The sequence below is a fragment of the Bartonella sp. ML70XJBT.G genome (assembly GCF_028618575.1).
Classification (GTDB): Bacteria; Pseudomonadota; Alphaproteobacteria; order Rhizobiales; family Rhizobiaceae; genus Bartonella.
This window is the reverse complement of sequence record NZ_JAQITA010000004.1, coordinates 18,776-36,839: the sequence shown is the minus strand read 5'-3', so window position 1 is coordinate 36,839 and position 18,064 is coordinate 18,776. Positions and strand designations below refer to the sequence as shown.

9 protein-coding genes and 3 tRNA genes are annotated in these 18,064 nt (G+C 37.4%); 8 read left to right on the top strand and 4 right to left on the bottom strand.

Going from position 1 to position 18,064, the window contains the following annotated elements; all coding sequences use genetic code 11:
• Nucleotides 1-1,182: 1,182 nt before the first annotated feature.
• From rpsU to PVV64_RS02940, 3 genes are all read right to left on the bottom strand, one after another.
• On the bottom strand, nt 1,183-1,389 hold the full coding sequence (gene rpsU / locus PVV64_RS02950) for a 30S ribosomal protein S21 (RefSeq protein WP_273759716.1): 207 nt from the start codon (nt 1,387-1,389) through the stop codon (nt 1,183-1,185).
• A gap of 218 nt (nt 1,390-1,607) precedes the next feature.
• A complete protein-coding gene (locus PVV64_RS02945; RefSeq protein WP_273759714.1) occupies nt 1,608-3,281 on the bottom strand; it encodes a formate--tetrahydrofolate ligase in 1,674 nt (557 codons plus the stop codon).
• Nucleotides 3,282-3,884: 603 nt separating this feature from the next.
• Nucleotides 3,885-3,961: transfer RNA gene (locus tag PVV64_RS02940), tRNA-Arg, on the bottom strand.
• Nucleotides 3,962-4,344: 383 nt separating this feature from the next.
• Here PVV64_RS02940 and PVV64_RS02935 point away from each other — a divergent pair.
• The 4 genes from PVV64_RS02935 to PVV64_RS02920 all read left to right on the top strand — a co-directional run bounded on the left by PVV64_RS02935 (nt 4,345) and on the right by PVV64_RS02920 (nt 11,459).
• Nucleotides 4,345-5,487, top strand: coding sequence for an efflux RND transporter periplasmic adaptor subunit (locus PVV64_RS02935; protein ID WP_273759712.1), 1,143 nt, complete (start codon nt 4,345-4,347; stop codon nt 5,485-5,487).
• On the top strand, nt 5,484-8,618 hold the full coding sequence (locus tag PVV64_RS02930) for an efflux RND transporter permease subunit (RefSeq protein WP_273759710.1): 3,135 nt from the start codon (nt 5,484-5,486) through the stop codon (nt 8,616-8,618). Before PVV64_RS02935 ends, PVV64_RS02930 begins: the two co-directional genes overlap by 4 nt.
• A 192-nt stretch (nt 8,619-8,810) precedes the next feature.
• Nucleotides 8,811-10,475, top strand: coding sequence for a glucose-6-phosphate isomerase (gene pgi, locus PVV64_RS02925; protein ID WP_273759708.1), 1,665 nt, complete (start codon nt 8,811-8,813; stop codon nt 10,473-10,475).
• A gap of 594 nt (nt 10,476-11,069) precedes the next feature.
• The gene (locus PVV64_RS02920) at nt 11,070-11,459 is read left to right on the top strand and encodes a VOC family protein (RefSeq protein WP_273759706.1); all 390 of its coding nucleotides are present in this window, start codon (nt 11,070-11,072) and stop codon (nt 11,457-11,459) included.
• A gap of 371 nt (nt 11,460-11,830) precedes the next feature.
• On the opposite strand, the gene PVV64_RS02915 is transcribed toward PVV64_RS02920, so the two are convergent.
• A tRNA-Ser gene (locus PVV64_RS02915) sits at nt 11,831-11,920 on the bottom strand.
• Between the two features lie 298 nt (nt 11,921-12,218).
• Here PVV64_RS02915 and rplU point away from each other — a divergent pair.
• The 4 genes from rplU to PVV64_RS02895 all read left to right on the top strand — a co-directional run bounded on the left by rplU (nt 12,219) and on the right by PVV64_RS02895 (nt 17,416).
• Entirely contained in the window at nt 12,219-12,701 is a 483-nt protein-coding gene (gene rplU / locus PVV64_RS02910; RefSeq protein WP_273759704.1) for a 50S ribosomal protein L21, read from the top strand.
• 12 nt (nt 12,702-12,713) lie between these two features.
• Complete coding sequence (gene rpmA / locus PVV64_RS02905; protein ID WP_273759703.1) at nt 12,714-12,983, top strand: 50S ribosomal protein L27; 270 nt, start codon at nt 12,714-12,716, stop codon at nt 12,981-12,983.
• Between the two features lie 1,370 nt (nt 12,984-14,353).
• On the top strand, nt 14,354-16,861 hold the full coding sequence (gene ptsP, locus PVV64_RS02900; RefSeq protein ID WP_273759702.1) for a phosphoenolpyruvate--protein phosphotransferase: 2,508 nt from the start codon (nt 14,354-14,356) through the stop codon (nt 16,859-16,861).
• 465 nt (nt 16,862-17,326) lie between these two features.
• Nucleotides 17,327-17,416 (top strand) — tRNA-Ser (locus PVV64_RS02895).
• Nucleotides 17,417-18,064: the final 648 nt, after the last annotated feature.

Genomic DNA, 18,064 nt, shown 5'->3' with positions numbered 1-18,064 from the left:
TTTCTCTGATATTGGCAATCTAAGATCTGAGAGAGAATTGAGAACTGATAAAAGCTATGGCACACTGCTAGTTAAAGAGATCTAAACAATAAGGAAATGGTTACAAGAATCATGGAATAAGTTAAGATAAAAATTTAAACTACTTAACATTTTCTTTATGTATAAGAGGATACCTTTAAATCAACAGTGAATTTTCATCCAGTTATAGGATTGAGATAAATATTGAGCGGATTGAAGGGTATATGAGTTGTATAAGCCTTTATAAACAGATTGGGGGGAAGTATTGTGTCTACCTGTTTGATTTATTTCATCAAATGATGAAACAGCTGTCTTTGTCTTATGATCAAAAAATTGTTCAATAAGAGCACAAGAGAGAAATGAGCATATAACCTGAAAAGCCGTTTTAGAAGAGAGAAAACACGCAATCGATGAGCCGTTCAAATACAAAACCATCCGCATGATTGGGGATAAACCAAAGGAAAAGGGGCTATAATCTTACAAACATGAGATGATTTTGGCTGCTAACGTTTTTTACAAGCTTTTTATTCTAGTTATAAAATAACATTATTTGTTTAGTGAGTAATACTGGAATGTTATAAGCAGATACAAGAGCCTATAAGAGAGCCTCGCATGAAGTCCAAATTGTCATGAAACACTTGAGGTTATAGAGTTTCATTGTCTCATTTAATAAATGTTAAGAAGAAAGATTGCATATGCGAAATTTATACCTTCTACACACTCAATTGCATATTGACGTAGCTAATTTATATTTCGTGATTTCAGCTGTTTAAAAGAATTTGAAAGATGCTAAAGAGTGAGTAGAAAATAACAGAACTCTCAAAAGAATGTACGTACAAAGCAAAGATGATATTAAAAGATAAAAAACACTGTACACACAATGTGTACTTTACATAACAACGAACGCACTTCACGATTGCAAACGACAATCTAAGCGCGATATAAATTAAGAGCTCAATAAAACCCACCAACGCTGTTGTAAAAAATTAACGGCGACAATCTCAACAACACATTAGTCCACAACAGAAGATAACGAAAAATAATACGATAAAGAAAAACCTTCATCGTATTACACAGACTGTTTAGATACTCCAAGCACTGTTATTGCTACGGAATTTTATAAAGCAGAAAACAGACTATCTTACCGCAGAAGCTAGACCGTTTTTAAACAGCACCTTCTCTTTGCGCACGCTTACGAGCAAGCTTACGTGTACGGCGAACAGCTTCAGCTTTCTCACGAGCGCGCTTTTCCGATGGCTTTTCATAATAACTACGCATTTTCATTTCACGAAAGATACCTTCACGTTGCATCTTTTTTTTCAACGCGCGTAGCGCTTGATCAACATTATTATCACGAACGAGTACTTGCACTATTTATCCTGCTTTGTTTCAGTGTCATAAATAATAGGAAAAACCTAGTTCCTTTTAAATGAATATCCAAAAGGAAACCTACCATACGTATAATATACGTACAATATAAATACGCATACCACATAAAGAAGGTGTTTGTCTATATCGCTTTTTAAAATTCTATTCTTTTTGTTATCAGGCGCCTTTCATAATGAATGATTGAGTTTACAGCTATAATCTTAGGAGAGCCCTTGTATTTGATCATTTTCATCAAGATAAATTTTCTCAGCAATAGGGTAATGCGGTAAACCAGGCATAGTCATGATATCTCCGCAAATGACAACAATAAAACCTGCCCCTGCCAAGAGACGGACTTCACGTACAGGAATTTCAAAATCAACAGGCGCTCCGTATTGAGTAGGATCAGCAGAGAAGGAATAGGGTGTTTTAGCCATACAAATAGGGAGTGTGCCATAACCTTCTTTTTCCCAACATTCAAGCTGCTTGAGAAGAGGGGCAGAGATGATAGCTCCACGACCACCATAGATATTTTTTATAATGGAATTAATTTTTTGAACAAGAGGAAGATCATTTTGGTATAAAACTTTGAAATGAGAATCTTTTTCTTCAATTAAGGTAACAAGTTCCTGTGCAAGTGCTACTGCGCCTTTACCCCCTTGCTGCCAATGTTTACAAACGATAGCCTTATGTCCGGTTGTTGCAACTATTTTTTGTAACGTCCTTATTTCAGCATCGCTATCGGTATCAAAATGATTAAGTGCGACGACACAAGGAATACCGTAGTACTCCATATTTTTGATATGTCGTAAAAGATTGGCGGTCCCCTTTTCTAAAGCGGCAATATTTTCTTTAGTTAGGTCATTTTTATTCACACCACCATTCATTTTTAATGCACGAATTGTTGCGACAATTACTATAGCATTCGGGATAATACCTGCTTGTCGACATTTAATATTGAAAAATTTTTCTGCTCCAAGATCGGCTCCAAATCCTGCTTCTGTGACAACATAATCGGCAAGTTTTAAAGCGGTTTTTGTTGCTATAACTGAATTACAGCCATGAGCAATATTGGCAAAAGGACCTCCATGTACAAGAACAGGATTATTTTCGATTGTTTGTACAAGATTAGGTTGCATAGCATCTTTAAGAAGAACTGTCATTGCTCCCTCTGCATTGAGATCAGCAACTGTCACAGGTGTTTTATCATAACGATAAGCAACGATAATTTTTTTCAGTCTTTGCGTAAGATTTTCTAGATTGTTGGCAAGGCAAAAAAGTGCCATAATTTCGGATGCGACAGTAATATCAAAGCCTGTCTGGCGAGGAAAACCATTGGTTACTCCACCCAAGGAAGTGACGATATCACGCAATGTACGGTCATTCATATCAAGGACTCGTCTCCAAACAATGCGGCGAGGATCGATATTCAGAGTATTTCCCCAGTAAATATGGTTATCTATCATTGCAGCAAGAAGATTATGAGCCGCTGTAATAGCATGAAAATCACCGGTAAAATGTAAATTAAGATCATCCATCGGTACAACTTGAGCATAACCACCTCCAGCAGCACCACCTTTGATACCAAAACAGGGACCTAAAGATGGCTCTCTCAAGGTGGCTATGGTTTTTTTTCCGATGAGATTGAGGGCATCATTAAGACCAACCGTTGTTGTTGTTTTTCCTTCTCCAGCAGGTGTTGGATTTATAGCTGTAACAAGGATAAGTTTCCCTTCCGGATTTTTATTGAGTGATTTTATATATGCAGAAGAAATTTTAGCTTTATCATGTCCATAAGGAATGAGATTTTCAGGGGCAATGCCGATTTTTTGGGCAATTTCAGTGATGTGTTGCTTTTGAGCAGTGCGAGCAATTTCAATATCTGTTTTAGGCATAGAAGAACCCTTTAAACTTGGCTTTTGTTGACATTGAGAGCGTGTACTATAATCAGACAAGATAACCTATAGAATAGGAGGGTACAAGACATCATAACATATGGAATTGATGACATACTGTGCTAGAGAAAAGACTAAAGTGAAAGAAATATTATAATTAAAAAAAGAATTTCTCCCTTTTTAATTCTGATAAGCTTTAGGAAAGGATACGTGATTGAGAAAAAATGCATGTATATCAGAAACGGTTCATGAGAATGAACCGTTGCGTTTTTACAGCTCATTATAAAGTATTCTTCTTACCTCATCTGATGAGGTAAGAATGTTATAGTTTGAAAAGTTTTGTAACTTTTTCAAAAGAAGACAAAATATTTTATTTTACATTTTAAGAAATGCAAAAAATTTGCAAAGATTTCCATTATTGAGGAATGAAAACACCTTAAATATCTGCTGTATCTAAAAATATCTCGAAAAGAAGCCTTGATTCGCAGTTATAAAAAGCAACTATGATGCATTTGACAACGCTATAAATACATAATGGCAAAGGGTTCAAGAAAAGAAGAGTGATTAAATTCCGACACTGAAGAAAGTAGAAATTTATAAAAGTGGCGCACCCGAAGAGATTCGAACTCCTGACCCCCAGATTCGTAGTCTGGTGCTCTATCCAGCTGAGCTACGGGTGCATAGATTTCAATTTTCTATCTTACTTAAGACAAAGGGTTCCTAATCGTTTCACGAAGGAATTGCAAGCAAAACTTGGTAGGAATAAAAATTTTATCTCTTTGTTTATGATATATTTTAAAAAAAGTGCCATATTTTTAGGTTTTAGTTGGATTTTGAGATGATTATTTTTTTGTTGTGTGAATGGTGTCATTTAAGATGAACGATAGTTAACTTGACCTTTTCATTTACGAAAGATAATCAAGCGCAACACGAGATATGTTTTTTGCGGTGGGGGATGAGATACGCTACCTGCAGTTCGGTTGTTGTATGAAACTCGGATATTACTGTTAAGAACTGTTTCAGAAAAATTTACATATATTCATAACACAGCAAAGGTAGATATATGAAGCTGTTTAAAAAAGCCTTCCCACTGGTATTTCTCGTTATCGTTTTGATGGTTACTTATTGGGCAGGCAAACAAAGTGCACAGCAACGCATTTCTGTAGTGGATAAAACGATAAATATATCCCAGAAAACTTCAAAAATGCAAAGCAGTAGGCCGCCAACACATGTTGTTGTTGATCTTGTAAAAATTAAAGATTTTTATGAACAGTTGAATGCACTTGGCAGTGGGCAAGCTTTGGCTTTTGTAGAATTAACGCCTTGGTTATCAGGCGTTGTTGATAAGGTTTTTGTGTCAGCTGGTATGAAAGTACAAGTGGGGGATGTAATTGCAAAGCTTGATTCTAAAAAGGAAGAAATAGCGGTTGCAAAAGCAAAAGTACAACGTGATAACAGTGCACTAACACTTTCACGTGTTCTTAAATTACGTGCCAGCAAGACAGCAACAGAGGTTCAAGAGATTACTGCCCATTTAGAGCTGGATAACGCAAATTTAGCTTTGCGTAATGCTGAATTAGACCTTGATCGGCGAACAATTCGAGCACCAATTAATGGAGTTGTTGGCATTTTACCCATTGGTGAGGGCAATGCTGTGACACCTAATACCATAATAGGACGTATTGAGAATAGAGAACGTATTTTAGTTGATATCAGGGTTCCTGAACGTTATATATCGCATATCCATAAAGGAGATAAGGTAACAGCAACTTTAACAGCACAGCCGGATAAAACTTTTGTTGGTTATATTCATGCGATTGATAATGTTATTGATCCTGAAAGCCGTACACTTCATGTCCAGATTGGAATCGAGAATGAAAAAGATATCTTCATGTCTGGTATGTCTTTTTCTATTGCTTTGCGATTTCATGGAGGTTCTTTCCCTGTTGTGAATCCTCTTGCAATTCAATGGAACAGCAAAGGATCATTTGTTTGGCGAGTAAGGGAGGGTAAGGTAGAATCCATTCCAGTATCAATTATTCAGCATAAAGCAGATCAGGTTTTTGTGAAAGCCCCCTTAAAAGATGGTGATCAAGTTGTCATACAGGGAGTACAGATGCTTCATCTAGGAAGCCAAGTGACTATTGAGGATCCAAAAATCAATCAACAGCAATTATCAACACTTCATGGACAGGATGTACAATGAGTCAAGAATTGAGCACCAAACATCCTCCAGCACAGGCCGAGCAAGGTGGGATGATTGCATTATTTATTCGCAGACCAGTTTTCACTTTTGTTTTGAATGCGATGATTATGATTGCAGGGTTTGCTGCATGGTTGAATGTTGATGTACGCGAACTCCCCGATGTTGATACTCCAGTAACGACAATTATGACCACTTTTTCTGGTGCATCAGCAGAAACAATTGATCGAGAAATTACCAGAGTTATAGAAGATGCTGTTGCTCGTGTTTCAGGTGTTAAAACGATTTCTTCAAGTTCTTCTTTTGGTCGTTCTCGTGTAGAGGTCCATTTTAATGTTGGTGTTGATTTAAATATTGCAGCATCTGATATTCGTGATGCTCTTTCTCGTATTGCTTATACTTTGCCCAAAAATGCTGATGCACCTATGATTATTAAAGCAGATTCGAATGCTGCCGCGATGATGTATTTGGTTGTGACTTCATCAATCATGAATATTGATGATTTAACAACGGTTGTAAATGATCAAATTGTTGATGCATTGTCCGCTGTTGATGGTGTTGGTGATGTCCAGGTTGATAGTGCTGGTACGAAGATTTTTCAGATTGATGTTGATCAAGCAAAGCTTGCTAGCTATGGATTAACTGTAGCAGATATTTCACGTATACTTGCTGATATGGCAACGGATGTACCGGTAGGGTCATTACGTAATTCTAAGCAGACTTTAATTGTACGTGCCACCGCACGTTTAACGACATCAGAAGCTTTTGAACAAGTTGTTTTAAAGCCACATGTGCATCTTGGTGATGTTGCGCGTGTTACTCTATCACCTGATGTGGAAACGGTAATTCTTCGTATCAATGGAAAGACAGGCATTGGGTTGGGAATTGTGCGTAAAGCACAATCCAATACCCTTAATATTTCTAAAGGTGTTCGAGAAGCTCTTGATCATCTCAAAACTGTTGTTCCTTCTTCTGTACATATGAGTGTTATTAGTGATGATGCACTTTTTATTAAAAGTGCACTTCATGAGGTTGAGGTTGCCCTTGTTATTGCTATTCTCAGCGTTATCCTAGTTATTTTTCTCTTTCTGAGAGACATTCGTGTAACGCTTATTCCTGCTTTATCGATTCCTGTTGCTTTGATTGGTACCATTGCTGCCATTTATCTTGTAGGATTTTCGTTAAATATTCTCACATTTTTGGGACTTGTTTTAGCAACAGGGCTCGTAGTGGATGACGCGATTGTCGTGCTTGAGAATATTGTTCGGTGGCGTAATATGGGATTAGGTTCTCGGGCTGCAGCAGTGTTAGGAACAAGGGAAGTATTTTTTGCTGTTTTAGCAACGACATTGACTCTCGTTGCTGTTTTTGTGCCTATTTCATTTCTTCCTGGGCAAGTAGGGGGACTTTTTAGAGAATTTGGTTTTGTCTTGGCAATTTCGATTCTTCTTTCTTCTATTGTCGCTTTGACGCTTTGTCCCATGTTAGCTTCACGCTTTCTTAAAGGACATGTTGAGGGTAATAGAGAAGAGGCACATTACTTTGCTTTTCTGGATAAATTAGGCTCTTTTTTTAGCAAATGGTATGCTTATAGTTTGCATAAATGTTTAGAAAGGCCTTGGACAGTTGTTTTCGTTTCGCTTATTTTTGCCTGTCTTTGTATTGGAGGTTATACGAAACTCAAACAAGAATTAACACCAGCAGAAGACAGGGCTCTTATCTTTTTAGTCATTAATGGGCCACAGGGTATTTCAACACAATATCTCAATGAGCAAGTAGAGCAGGTTGAAGCAAGCTTACAACCTTTACGTGATGCTGGAGAGATTGTTAATAGCTATTCTATTGCGGGGATTGGTGGTTCGCCTAATACTGCTTTTTTAGTTTTGTTGCTTTCATCCTGGGACAAACGCTTGCGGAGTCAACAAGAGATTGTAGAAGATGTTAATGTAAAGGTAAGACAGTTTCCAGCAGTTTTGGTGTTTGCAGCGCAGGGAAATTCTTTAGGTGTGAGAGGAACGGGGCAAGGATTACAATTTGCAATTCTTGGCAATGATTACACAAAATTGCAGCCAATTGCTGATAAGCTTGTGAGTGCTCTACAAGCTGATCCGCATTTTATTCGTCCACGTCTTACTATTGATGCAACGCAACCGCAATTTTTTATTGAAATAAATCGAGAAAAAGCGGCAGATTTAGGGATTGATATCACGAATTTAGGCAATACATTACAAGCGATGCTGGATGGTAAAAAGATAGGTTCCATTTATGTGGATGATCATTCTTATGATGTTAAACTGACATCGCGGAAGAATCCTATGAGAAGTCCTCATGATTTGGAAAATATTTTTTTAAAAACAAAAGGAAATCAATATATTCCTTTATCAGTCATTGCGAATTTACATGAAAAAGCTATTGCGCCCCAATTAAAACGGGAAAAACGTATGAGTGCTGTTGTTTTAAGTGCTAATCTTGCTCCAGGTGTTGTTTTAGGGGATGCTTATCAGACTGTACAAAAAATTGCTGCTCCTTTGTTATCAAAAGGAAATTATGTGGTACCTTTAGGGGAGGCGGCAACACTTGATGAAACATCTTCCAATTTTATGATTGTTTTTGGAATTGCCTTTATAATTATCCTCTTGGTTTTAGCCGCACAATTTGAAAGTTTTGTTTCAGGATTTATTATCATGGCGACCGTACCATTAGGGATTGGTTGTGCTGTGATTGCGATGTTGTTGAGCGGTGTTAGCCTTAATATTTATAGTCAAATTGGCTTGATTTTGTTGATTGGAGTGATGGCCAAAAATGGTATTCTCATTGTTGAGTTTGCAGATCAATTACGAGATCAAGGCAAAACTGTTCGTGCAGCCGTAGAAGAAGCGGCCAATATTCGTCTTCGTCCGGTTTGTATGACCATGATTTGTGCCATTTTAGGAGGGATTCCTTTGGTGTTAGCCAAGGGTGCGGGTGCAGAAGCACGTGTAGCTTTAGGTTGGGTTATTGTTGGTGGTTTGGGTTTAGCAACTATTTTTACGTTGTATGTCACACCGGTTGTTTACCTTTTTCTTGGACATTTTGTAAAATCAAAAGCAGAAGAAGCGGTACGTCTAACAAGAGAACTTAGCCAAGTTGAATGATACATTTTATAAAGAGATTGAGAAGTTTTTTATTTGTTTTAAAAATGTCGTTTTCGGATCTTATCGTTCTCCTTTTGATCCTTTCATTTTGTATGTGAGCATTAAAAGGATAAGCAATAAAGGAGGTATTCGCTGTTTTATGATGCATTTTGTGTGTAGATTTTATTGTCAATAACTGTACGGGATAAATCCATGAAAGATCGTTTATCGCTGCGGAACGAGAAAGCTTTTGAGGGGATTTTGAAGGCTTTAAGAGAACACGCTACGAAGGATGATGTGAGTGACATCCGTAAGCATTTTTTGGAAGATAAACAGCGTTTTTCTCATTTTTCTTTAAAACTTGATGATCTCCTTTTTGATTTTTCAAAATGTGGCGTAACGTTTAACACATTGAAACTCCTAGATGATTTGGCTGTTGCAGCAGATGTGTTCGGCAAACGTGAAGCAATGTTTTCAGGGCAGGCGATTAATACAACGGAAAAGCGCTCAGTTCTTCATATTGCACTCCGTTTACCTGCTGATGAAGTTTTCATGTTGGATGGTCATGATTTGATTCAGGATATTCAAGCTGTTCTCCATGATATGGAAAGATTTTCTGAAAGAGTGCGTGATGGCAGCTATAAGGGGCACAGTGGTGAGAAGATAACCGATATTGTCAATATTGGTATTGGTGGTTCTGATCTTGGACCGGTGATGGTTACATGTGCATTAAAACCTTATCATGATGGTCCCCATTGTCATTTTGTTTCTAATGCGGATAGTGCAGATATTTTTGATGTTCTCTCTGTTTTGAATCCGGCAACAACGTTATTTATCATTGCTTCTAAAACTTTTACAACGGCTGAAACAATGGCAAATGCTCAAGTTGCACGCCAATGGATTCGTTCACATTTAGGAGAAAAAGCTGTTTGTACGCATTTTGTTGCTGTTTCGAGTGTTCTTGATAAAGTAGAGGAATTTGGCATAGATTCTTCGAAAGTTTTTCAATTTTGGGATTGGGTTGGAGGGCGTTATTCCATTTGGTCAGCTGTTGGTCTTGTTGTGATGTTAGCGATAGGGGGGCGTAATTTTCGTCAGTTTCTCCAAGGCGCTTTGCAAATGGATCAACATTTTAAGACAATGCCTTTCCATAAAAATATTCCTATTCGCTTCGCACTTTTAGGATTTTGGCATCGTGTTATTTGTGGTTATTCATCACGTGCTATTATTCCCTATGCACAACGTTTGGAGCATTTTCCAGCTTATTTACAGCAACTTGATATGGAATCAAATGGTAAGCAAGTTTCTTTAGAAGGCAAACCATTAAATTTTTCAAGTGGTCCAGTTGTTTGGGGTGATTCAGGAACCAATTGTCAACATGCTTTTTTTCAGCTTCTGCATCAAGGAACAGATGTTATTCCTGTAGAATTTATTTTGTTTATAAAAGGTCATGAGCACAATTTACATCCTATGCATGATATGTTGGTAGCGAACTGCTTAGCACAATCAAAAGCCTTAATGAAAGGACGCAGTGTTGAAGATACGCGGCGTATCCTTTTAAAAAAGAGCATTGATACGTGCGAAGCGGATAATTTAGCACGTCATAGAAGCTTTGCAGGAAACCGCCCTAGTATTATGTTGCTTCAGGATTTATTGACACCTTTTGCACTTGGTCGTCTCATTGCACTTTATGAGCATCGTATTTTTGTTGAAGGGATTTTAATGAACATTAATTCATTTGATCAATGGGGTGTTGAGCTTGGTAAAGAATTAGCAGATGAATTGTTACCAATACTTCGCGGAGAAAATAAAGCAGATAAACGCGATAGCTCGACATTGGGATTGTTAGCACATATTCAGGCAAGACGTGCAAAATAACGCATAATCCATTGTGTACCTTCATCTTTACATCTATGAGGGTGTTAGGCAACAGCAACATCATTCTATTTGCGCGCTCAAAATATCGCGATAACCCTTACATTTATTAATTTATAAAGAGCATTTTTATTTCTTAATTCATACGCTCATTTTTGTTCTGATCTACAGATGATTTTGCTTGATTCAAAATAAATAAGAAAGTTTTAAATGAGGGAATTTTACAATATTCGAAACTTTCATTCAACATGCGAAAAGATAAATTTCCATTATAAATCAAAATAATGCGTGATAATTCACCATTTTATGTACATTTATCATTCATACATTGTTTGCTAAATTAAATTTTAACAGCAGAAAATGAAAACAACGAGGAATTATACAAATTAAAATCCGTTGATCCTATCACACCAGCTGCTGTTTATATTGGTGGCAAAATCAGGTTAGAAAAGACTATAAAGTAGCGGCTTCGAGCAATAAGCGAGTAAAAATATATCAGTAGAGCCCACTGCGAACGGAAGCATGATAAACTCTTGTTGAAAGATTCTCGAATAGGTATATCGTGTCAAGCAACAGCTACTAAATCACGGAGAATTTATGAGCAATATTCCTACTTATCCTGTTACGCCAAATCTACAATTGGTATACGTATCAAACGTAGAGCATTCTACCGCTTTTTACAAATTCATCTTCAAGAAGGAGCCTGTATTCATCTCGCCACGCTATGTTGCATTTGCTTCTTCGGGTGATGCACTCTTTGCACTTTGGTCTGGGGGCGATGCACCTGAGGAAAATGTGCCTCGTTTTTCAGAAATTGGCATTATGTTGCCTCATGGAGAGGATGTAGATAAACTCTATGCGGAATGGCAAGAGCAAACCACCGTTGAGATAAATGTCTTGAAGGAACCCTATACTGACATATTCGGACGTACCTTCCTCATCAAAGATCCCGACGGCCATATTATTCGTGTTTGTCCACTAGATTAAATTGAAATGCAATTCGGTCAACTTGACCGATTCTTCAAATTTTCTTTTGTTTTTTAATAACGTACTGAAAATCGAAAAAGCTATCACGCCAGTTTATGCTAAAAGAAATCATATTTTATGCATGCTGCTTCTCAAATAATGTGTTTCCTATAATACGATTCCTGCTGATGACCTACTCTCAAAAATTGCGACCTTTAAAAGAAAAAAGACTTGTTAAAGGGATTTTAAATGATCTTTGAAAGGTTTCTGAAGATCCTTTGAGAGCCCCTTAAAAAACTCTTTGAAAAAAATAAATTGGTACAAAATCTGCCGGCAAGCTATAAAAGCTATATGCATTAAAATATTTAAAAAGAACACTTTATTGAGTGCTCTGGCGGAGAGAGAGGGATTTGAACCCCCGATAGAGTTGCCCCTATGCCGCATTTCGAGTGCGGTGCTTTCAACCACTCAGCCATCTCTCCGTAAAAGTACAACAAGATTTGCACTATTTAAGTATATGACGGGTAGATAAACTTCAATCTCTCCTAGTACAACCCTTTTTTTGTTTTTTTGTATGACTTTATTGACAGAGAAGAGAAATTCGGTCATATACGCAAAATACAAGCGTGGAGAAATCTGCGCATATTTGTGTTTGAAGGGTATTTTGTCCTTCTTTTAAAATCTATTACGACTGATAAAAAGCGGCCTATTTTTTCTTATTAATAAGGTAGAAATTCAATAAGAGTCAAATAAGAGCTGGAGTGAACGAAAGGATAAAAAATGTTCGCAGTCATTAAAACCGGTGGTAAGCAATACCGCGTTGTTGCTAACCAAGTGGTGAGAGTTGAAAAAATTATTGGCACTGCCGGTGATATCATTGAATTTAATGATGTATTGATGGTAGGGCAAGAGGGTGATGCGGTTATTGGTTCTCCTGTTGTTGCGGGTGCTTTAGTTACGGCTGAAATTGTAGAGCAAATACGTGGACGTAAGGTTATTGCATTTAAGAAGCGCCGTCGTCAAAATTCGAAACGTACGCGTGGTCATCGCCAAGAGCTAACAACACTGCGTATTTTAGAAGTGTTAATGGGTGGTGCAAAACCTAAAAAAGCAGCAGCAAAACCAATTAAAGAAGAAGCAACTGCATTAAAAGAAGAAACAAAAGCGGATGTTTCTGTTAAAAAAACAGCTAAGAAGGCAGCTGAAAAAAAGACTATGCCGCCAAAAAAAGCGGCTGTAGCATCAAAGAGTAAAGAAGATTAAAGGAGAACGTCCATGGCACATAAAAAAGCTGGTGGTTCCTCACGTAATGGCCGCGATTCAGAATCGAAACGTCTTGGCGTTAAAAAATTTGGTGGTGAAGCCGTTGTCGCTGGAAATATTATTATTCGCCAGCGTGGTACACGCTGGCATCCTGGTAACAATGTTGGTATTGGAAAAGACCATACCCTTTTTGCACTGTCAAATGGCGTGGTTTCTTTTCAAAGAAAAGCCAATAACCGTTCCTATGTTTCCGTCATTCCTGTGGTAGAGGCGCCCGAATAGATTATAATATTCTCTGTATAAGCCAATATTTCATTGGAAGTTAGTAGTAAGATTATGAATCTTAAAAAAAAGGAAAGATAGGATACTGTCTTTCCTTTTTTGTTGATAGTATAATGAACACAGAAGCATGTAGATAATTGCAAAGGTAGAATTTAGGCAATTATTATTCCTCAAATAATGAAAAAATGACGACTCTATTGAGTTTGTAATGAAGACATTGATACGGTGATAGAATTTCCTGATAAATTGGTGTATGATAGCAGTGAGAAGTTTTTTTCTTTTGACGTGCAAAAAGTGCTCAATAATTTATATTTTCAGAGAATTTTAGAGAAATTTTATGGGAATATTTGCATGATCATTTGGGTAAGGGTGAATAAATTTGTAGAGGTTAAGGGTGTACATAAATATTCTTTAAACGGTTATAGATAGTGATGAGGTTATCCATTTGAGAGAGAAAAAATATGTAAAATAGGTTATACAAAATGTTGATCAAAACAATTTTGAAATGAAATATTTTTAGGGAAGAACAATCTAGAAGAGAGGAAATCACCTTTAAGGAAGCGTGGTTTGAGATGATCGAAATGACTGGTATGTAATCAGTGATATCGAGTTTTTTTGATCTATCTATTATGGCATGTTATGAACATAAACTCTATTAGTATTTAAGAGAAGATTGATCTAAGCTAAAAGCGTTTTCCGTTTTATAATTTTTTTCTTTAGCGATCTCACACACTTTTAGGGAGAAATACTGAATTGGGACGTAGACAGAGGGGGCTATGGGGTTGCAGTATTGATTTGAGAAGGGAAAACATATGATATCATTAAAGTGATATGTTGAGGATTTTATGTTATGAGATATTTAGCGACGTCGGATTTTAAAGAGGGAAATGATGTGTAGGCATTTGTGATTCCGTACTGGATCAGAGAGAAATATGGCTTGTTTAGTTGAAGGGAGATCAGTTAAAGTTGCGGATAATTGGGGAGTTGCTTTCTTTGTATGGGGAATAATAACAAGTTATAGAGGGTAACTTGGAGTGTGGGAGCATTTTAAAAAGAGTTTTTTCGTAAGTGGGTATGTCAAGAGTGGGACATTTGTCTTTGTGAAGTACAGAAACAGAAGAAGAAGCATATTTGCCTATGATAGTTTTAGGGCAATTTGGGTGCCGTTGTTCTCCAATTATTGAATCAGTCATGTTGGGGTATTTAAACACTTTGCTTAAGTTATCTTTGGTATACCAGAAGCAAATTGTAGTGTTATTTATCATTTATCTTTTTGGGAACTGCGGCTTTGGCATGAAATTGATCAAACATATTTATACTTAAATGTGAGGCAGTTTAGATTCATTATGAGATGTGAGGAAGTAGAGGCAATGGATACAGATTTTAATGAGAGTGGAATCTTGTCTATTAGATCTGTACAGCTTGCAGCTACTTTTGATCATAAGCATGATGTGATCCATGCTGCTGCTGAATTGCTTGTGCAGGTTGGTGCCGTTAACAAATGTTATCTAGCAAGTATGCTCAAACGTGAAGCAATAACAAATACTTGGTTTGGGAATGGTATAGCAATTCCCCACGGAATGTTTGAAAGTGGTGATTTGATCATCAGGGATGCTATTGCTGTTATACAGATTCCTGCTGGTGTTGAGTGGTGGGATGGAAATAAGGCGCGTTTGGTTATTGCCATTGCTGCTTGTGCGGATCGCTATAGAGACATTTGCCAACAGTTAACACATCTTTTATTTGATAAGGAACGGCTTGAAACACTTTTAACAACTGGTGATAAACAACAGATTGTCACAACTCTTTTTGGTCAGGATATGAAGATAGGGAAAGCGTCTATAGGTGATCTTTCAGTGTGTCAAGCATGGACGTTAGATTATCCAAGTGGTCTTCATGCGCGTCCAGCCTCTCTTTGGGTTGATTTTGCGAAAAAAGCGCAAAGTTCTATCAGAGTTCGCCACGGTCAATATGCCGTTGAAATGAAAAATTTGGTTGGTTTATTGCAATTAGGGGCAAAAAACGGTGATGTTCTCATTTTTTCAACGGATGCTGTAGAAGGTACACAACTTCTTGAGAATGCGATTTCCGTTGTGAAGCAAGTGAGTATAAGTGAAAAGTGTATGGTGAGAGAAATGGAATCTCAAACAAAGACTTTTCATGGTTGGTATCCACGTTTCAGACAAAAAGAGATCTCTGGTGTTGGGGCAAGTTCAGGGTTAGCTTTTGGCAAGATTTTTGTTTTAAAGAAAAATGATATTTCCATCATAGATCAGCCCATAGGTTTTGCAGCTGGTGCATCGTGTCTTGAAAATGCTCTTACAAAAACAAAACATAAAATGGCATCTGTGATTGCTGATATTACAGCGCGTATGGGTGCAAATTCGGCTGCGATTTTTTCTGCACAAATGGTTTTGCTTGAAGATGAAAATTTGATAGCTCAGGCTTATCGTTTTATGGCAGAAGGTCATGGTGTCGCTTGGTCTTGGGATAGAGCAGTTCAGCAATTTGCAGATATGTTCTCTAAGATAGATAATCCTATATTAGCAGGACGTGCTGTTAATTTAATTGATGTTGGTCGTCGTGTTTTAGGAGAAATCAATCCATCCTATAGATCATTCTTTTTAAATGATATTCCACGTGATGTTATTCTTGTTACGGATGACCTTTCTCCTTCCGATGTAGCACAGCTTGATTGTACAAAAGTACAAGGGGTAGCAACAGCATGGGGAGGTCCACTCTCTCATACGTCTATTTTGGCGCGTACCCTTGGTATTCCTATGGTTGTCGCTATGGGTGTAGATGTTTTATCAGTTGAGTGTGGTATCGAAGCGATTATTGATGGCGATAACGGGTTTATTTATCTTGATCCTGCTCCTGAAGATATTGAAGATGCTCAAAGGCAGATGCGTATTGTCATGCAAAAGCGTGACTATGAGATAGGTGTGTGTAAATTACCAGTACAAACAACAGATGGCCAAAGAATTCGTATCATGGCTAATGTCAACTACGCAAATCAGGTTCCTATTGCACTAGATTTGGGGGCTGAGGGTGTTGGGCTCATGCGTACAGAATTTTTGTTTTTAGATAGTCCACATATTCCAGATGAAGACGCCCAATTTGATGTATACCGTGCGATGATTGCAGCTCTAGGAGATAAGCCATTAATTATTCGCGCACTTGATATTGGTGGGGATAAACAGGTTAAACATTTACATTTATCTAAAGAGGACAATCCCTTTTTGGGTATTAGGGGAACGCGGCTTTTGTTGCGACGGCGTGATCTTTTGGTTCCTCAGTTACGTGCTCTCTATCGAGTTGCAAAAGAAGGTGGAGATTTATGGATTCTGTTTCCAATGGTCATGTCTGTTTCAGAAATTTTTGCTATAAAAAAGATCACAGAAGAAATTCGCAACGATATTGATGCACCAAAATTAAAACTTGGTATTATGATTGAAGTTCCAGCGGCTGCCATTATGGCAGATATTTTAAGTGCTTATGTTGATTTTTTTTCGATTGGAACCAACGACTTAACACAATATACAATGGCTGTTGATAGACAAAATCCTTATCTCGTTGCTGAAGCGGATAGTCTTGATCCAGCAGTTTTACGCATGATACATCAAACGGTTCAAGGTGCAGCAAAACACGAGTGTTGGGTTAGTGTTTGTGGTGGCATGGCTGGCGATCCTTTTGCAGCAATGATCTTGACAGGATTGGGAATTAATGAACTTTCTATGATATCCTGTGATATTGCTTCAGTCAAAGCGTGCTTACAAGCTCATAGTTTTGAAGATATGAAAATTTTAGCAAAAAAAGCATTACAGTGTGAGACTGCGCGAGCTGTACGCGCTCTTAGCAACGAGATAAAGCAATAAGAGATTTAAAGAGGAGAAGGGTGCGCCAGTTGGCAATTTGGTAAAGTAAGCGCATTATGAATCATTTTTGTTAGAATAATTTTATTATATCCATGAAGCATATTTAAATATTGGAGAACCACAGATTAAAGCAGTTACTTATTTAGCTGATTATGAGATGCAATGAAGGGTAATGGGTTTTGAGTAATGCTTTGTTCAAAAACATTAGGCAGTGTAATCAACAATAGTGTTATTCATCAGTGAGAAGATGACATGTGAGATAAAAATGGCTTACTTATGGTAATTTTGTGATCTTATTTTAGCTGTTTATATTCACGGGAAAAATTTGTTTTTTAAAAGGAGAGGATGTGTTTGTGTTTCAACAAGTATCGCATCTTATTTTGGGAAATAAAGTTGTTTTTTAAATTTTGAGTTATAATTTAGACTTGCACGTTATTTCTTTCTGGGTATAGTGTGCAAACCTCTGGAGAGGTGGCCGAGTGGTTGAAGGCGCACGCCTGGAACGCGTGTATATGAGAAATCATATCGAGGGTTCGAATCCCTCTCTCTCCGCCATCGATCATAAAATTAATAGGTTATATAAAAGTTTGGGCATTTTAGGTTCTGTGCTTCTTTTGGCTGATTTTACTGTTTATTATCTACCTGTTAAATTTTTTACATTGCTGAATGCTTTTATAGGTCATTGATATAGAGGGTGCTGTTTATTTGTGGACCAGTCAAAATGCGTGCTTTTGAATAGATAGATAAAAGTCTGCAAGTTACAGGAATGCCGGAAAAATGAGACATATTAAATGGATTGATCCTTTAAAGGGCTCGAGAGATTCGATTAAATCGTTTATTTTGGTCTAGAAGGTTACTATTCACTACAGCCATGAAATCCAAGACGCTGAGAATTTTTTAAGCCAGTATAGATGAAGAGCAGGCCGAACTGTTGCAGAAAAATGCAGTAATTGCTGAATGAGCCATTCTCTATTTTATCACCCTACCACTGGTTGATGTGCTGTTCAATGCACAAGCCTCTTTTACTATAAAGGAAATGGACCTCTTTCAGTATTCTATCTCACATTACAAAATCAACCTAAAGAACATGATGTGGTGCCTGAAAATTTTCTGTGCTGGGTTTGGGTTGAAAGCAGAAAAGTTAATGGCTTATACACCAAAGACTCAAACAGCCATAGATTCATGGGAAGTCATATGATTGGT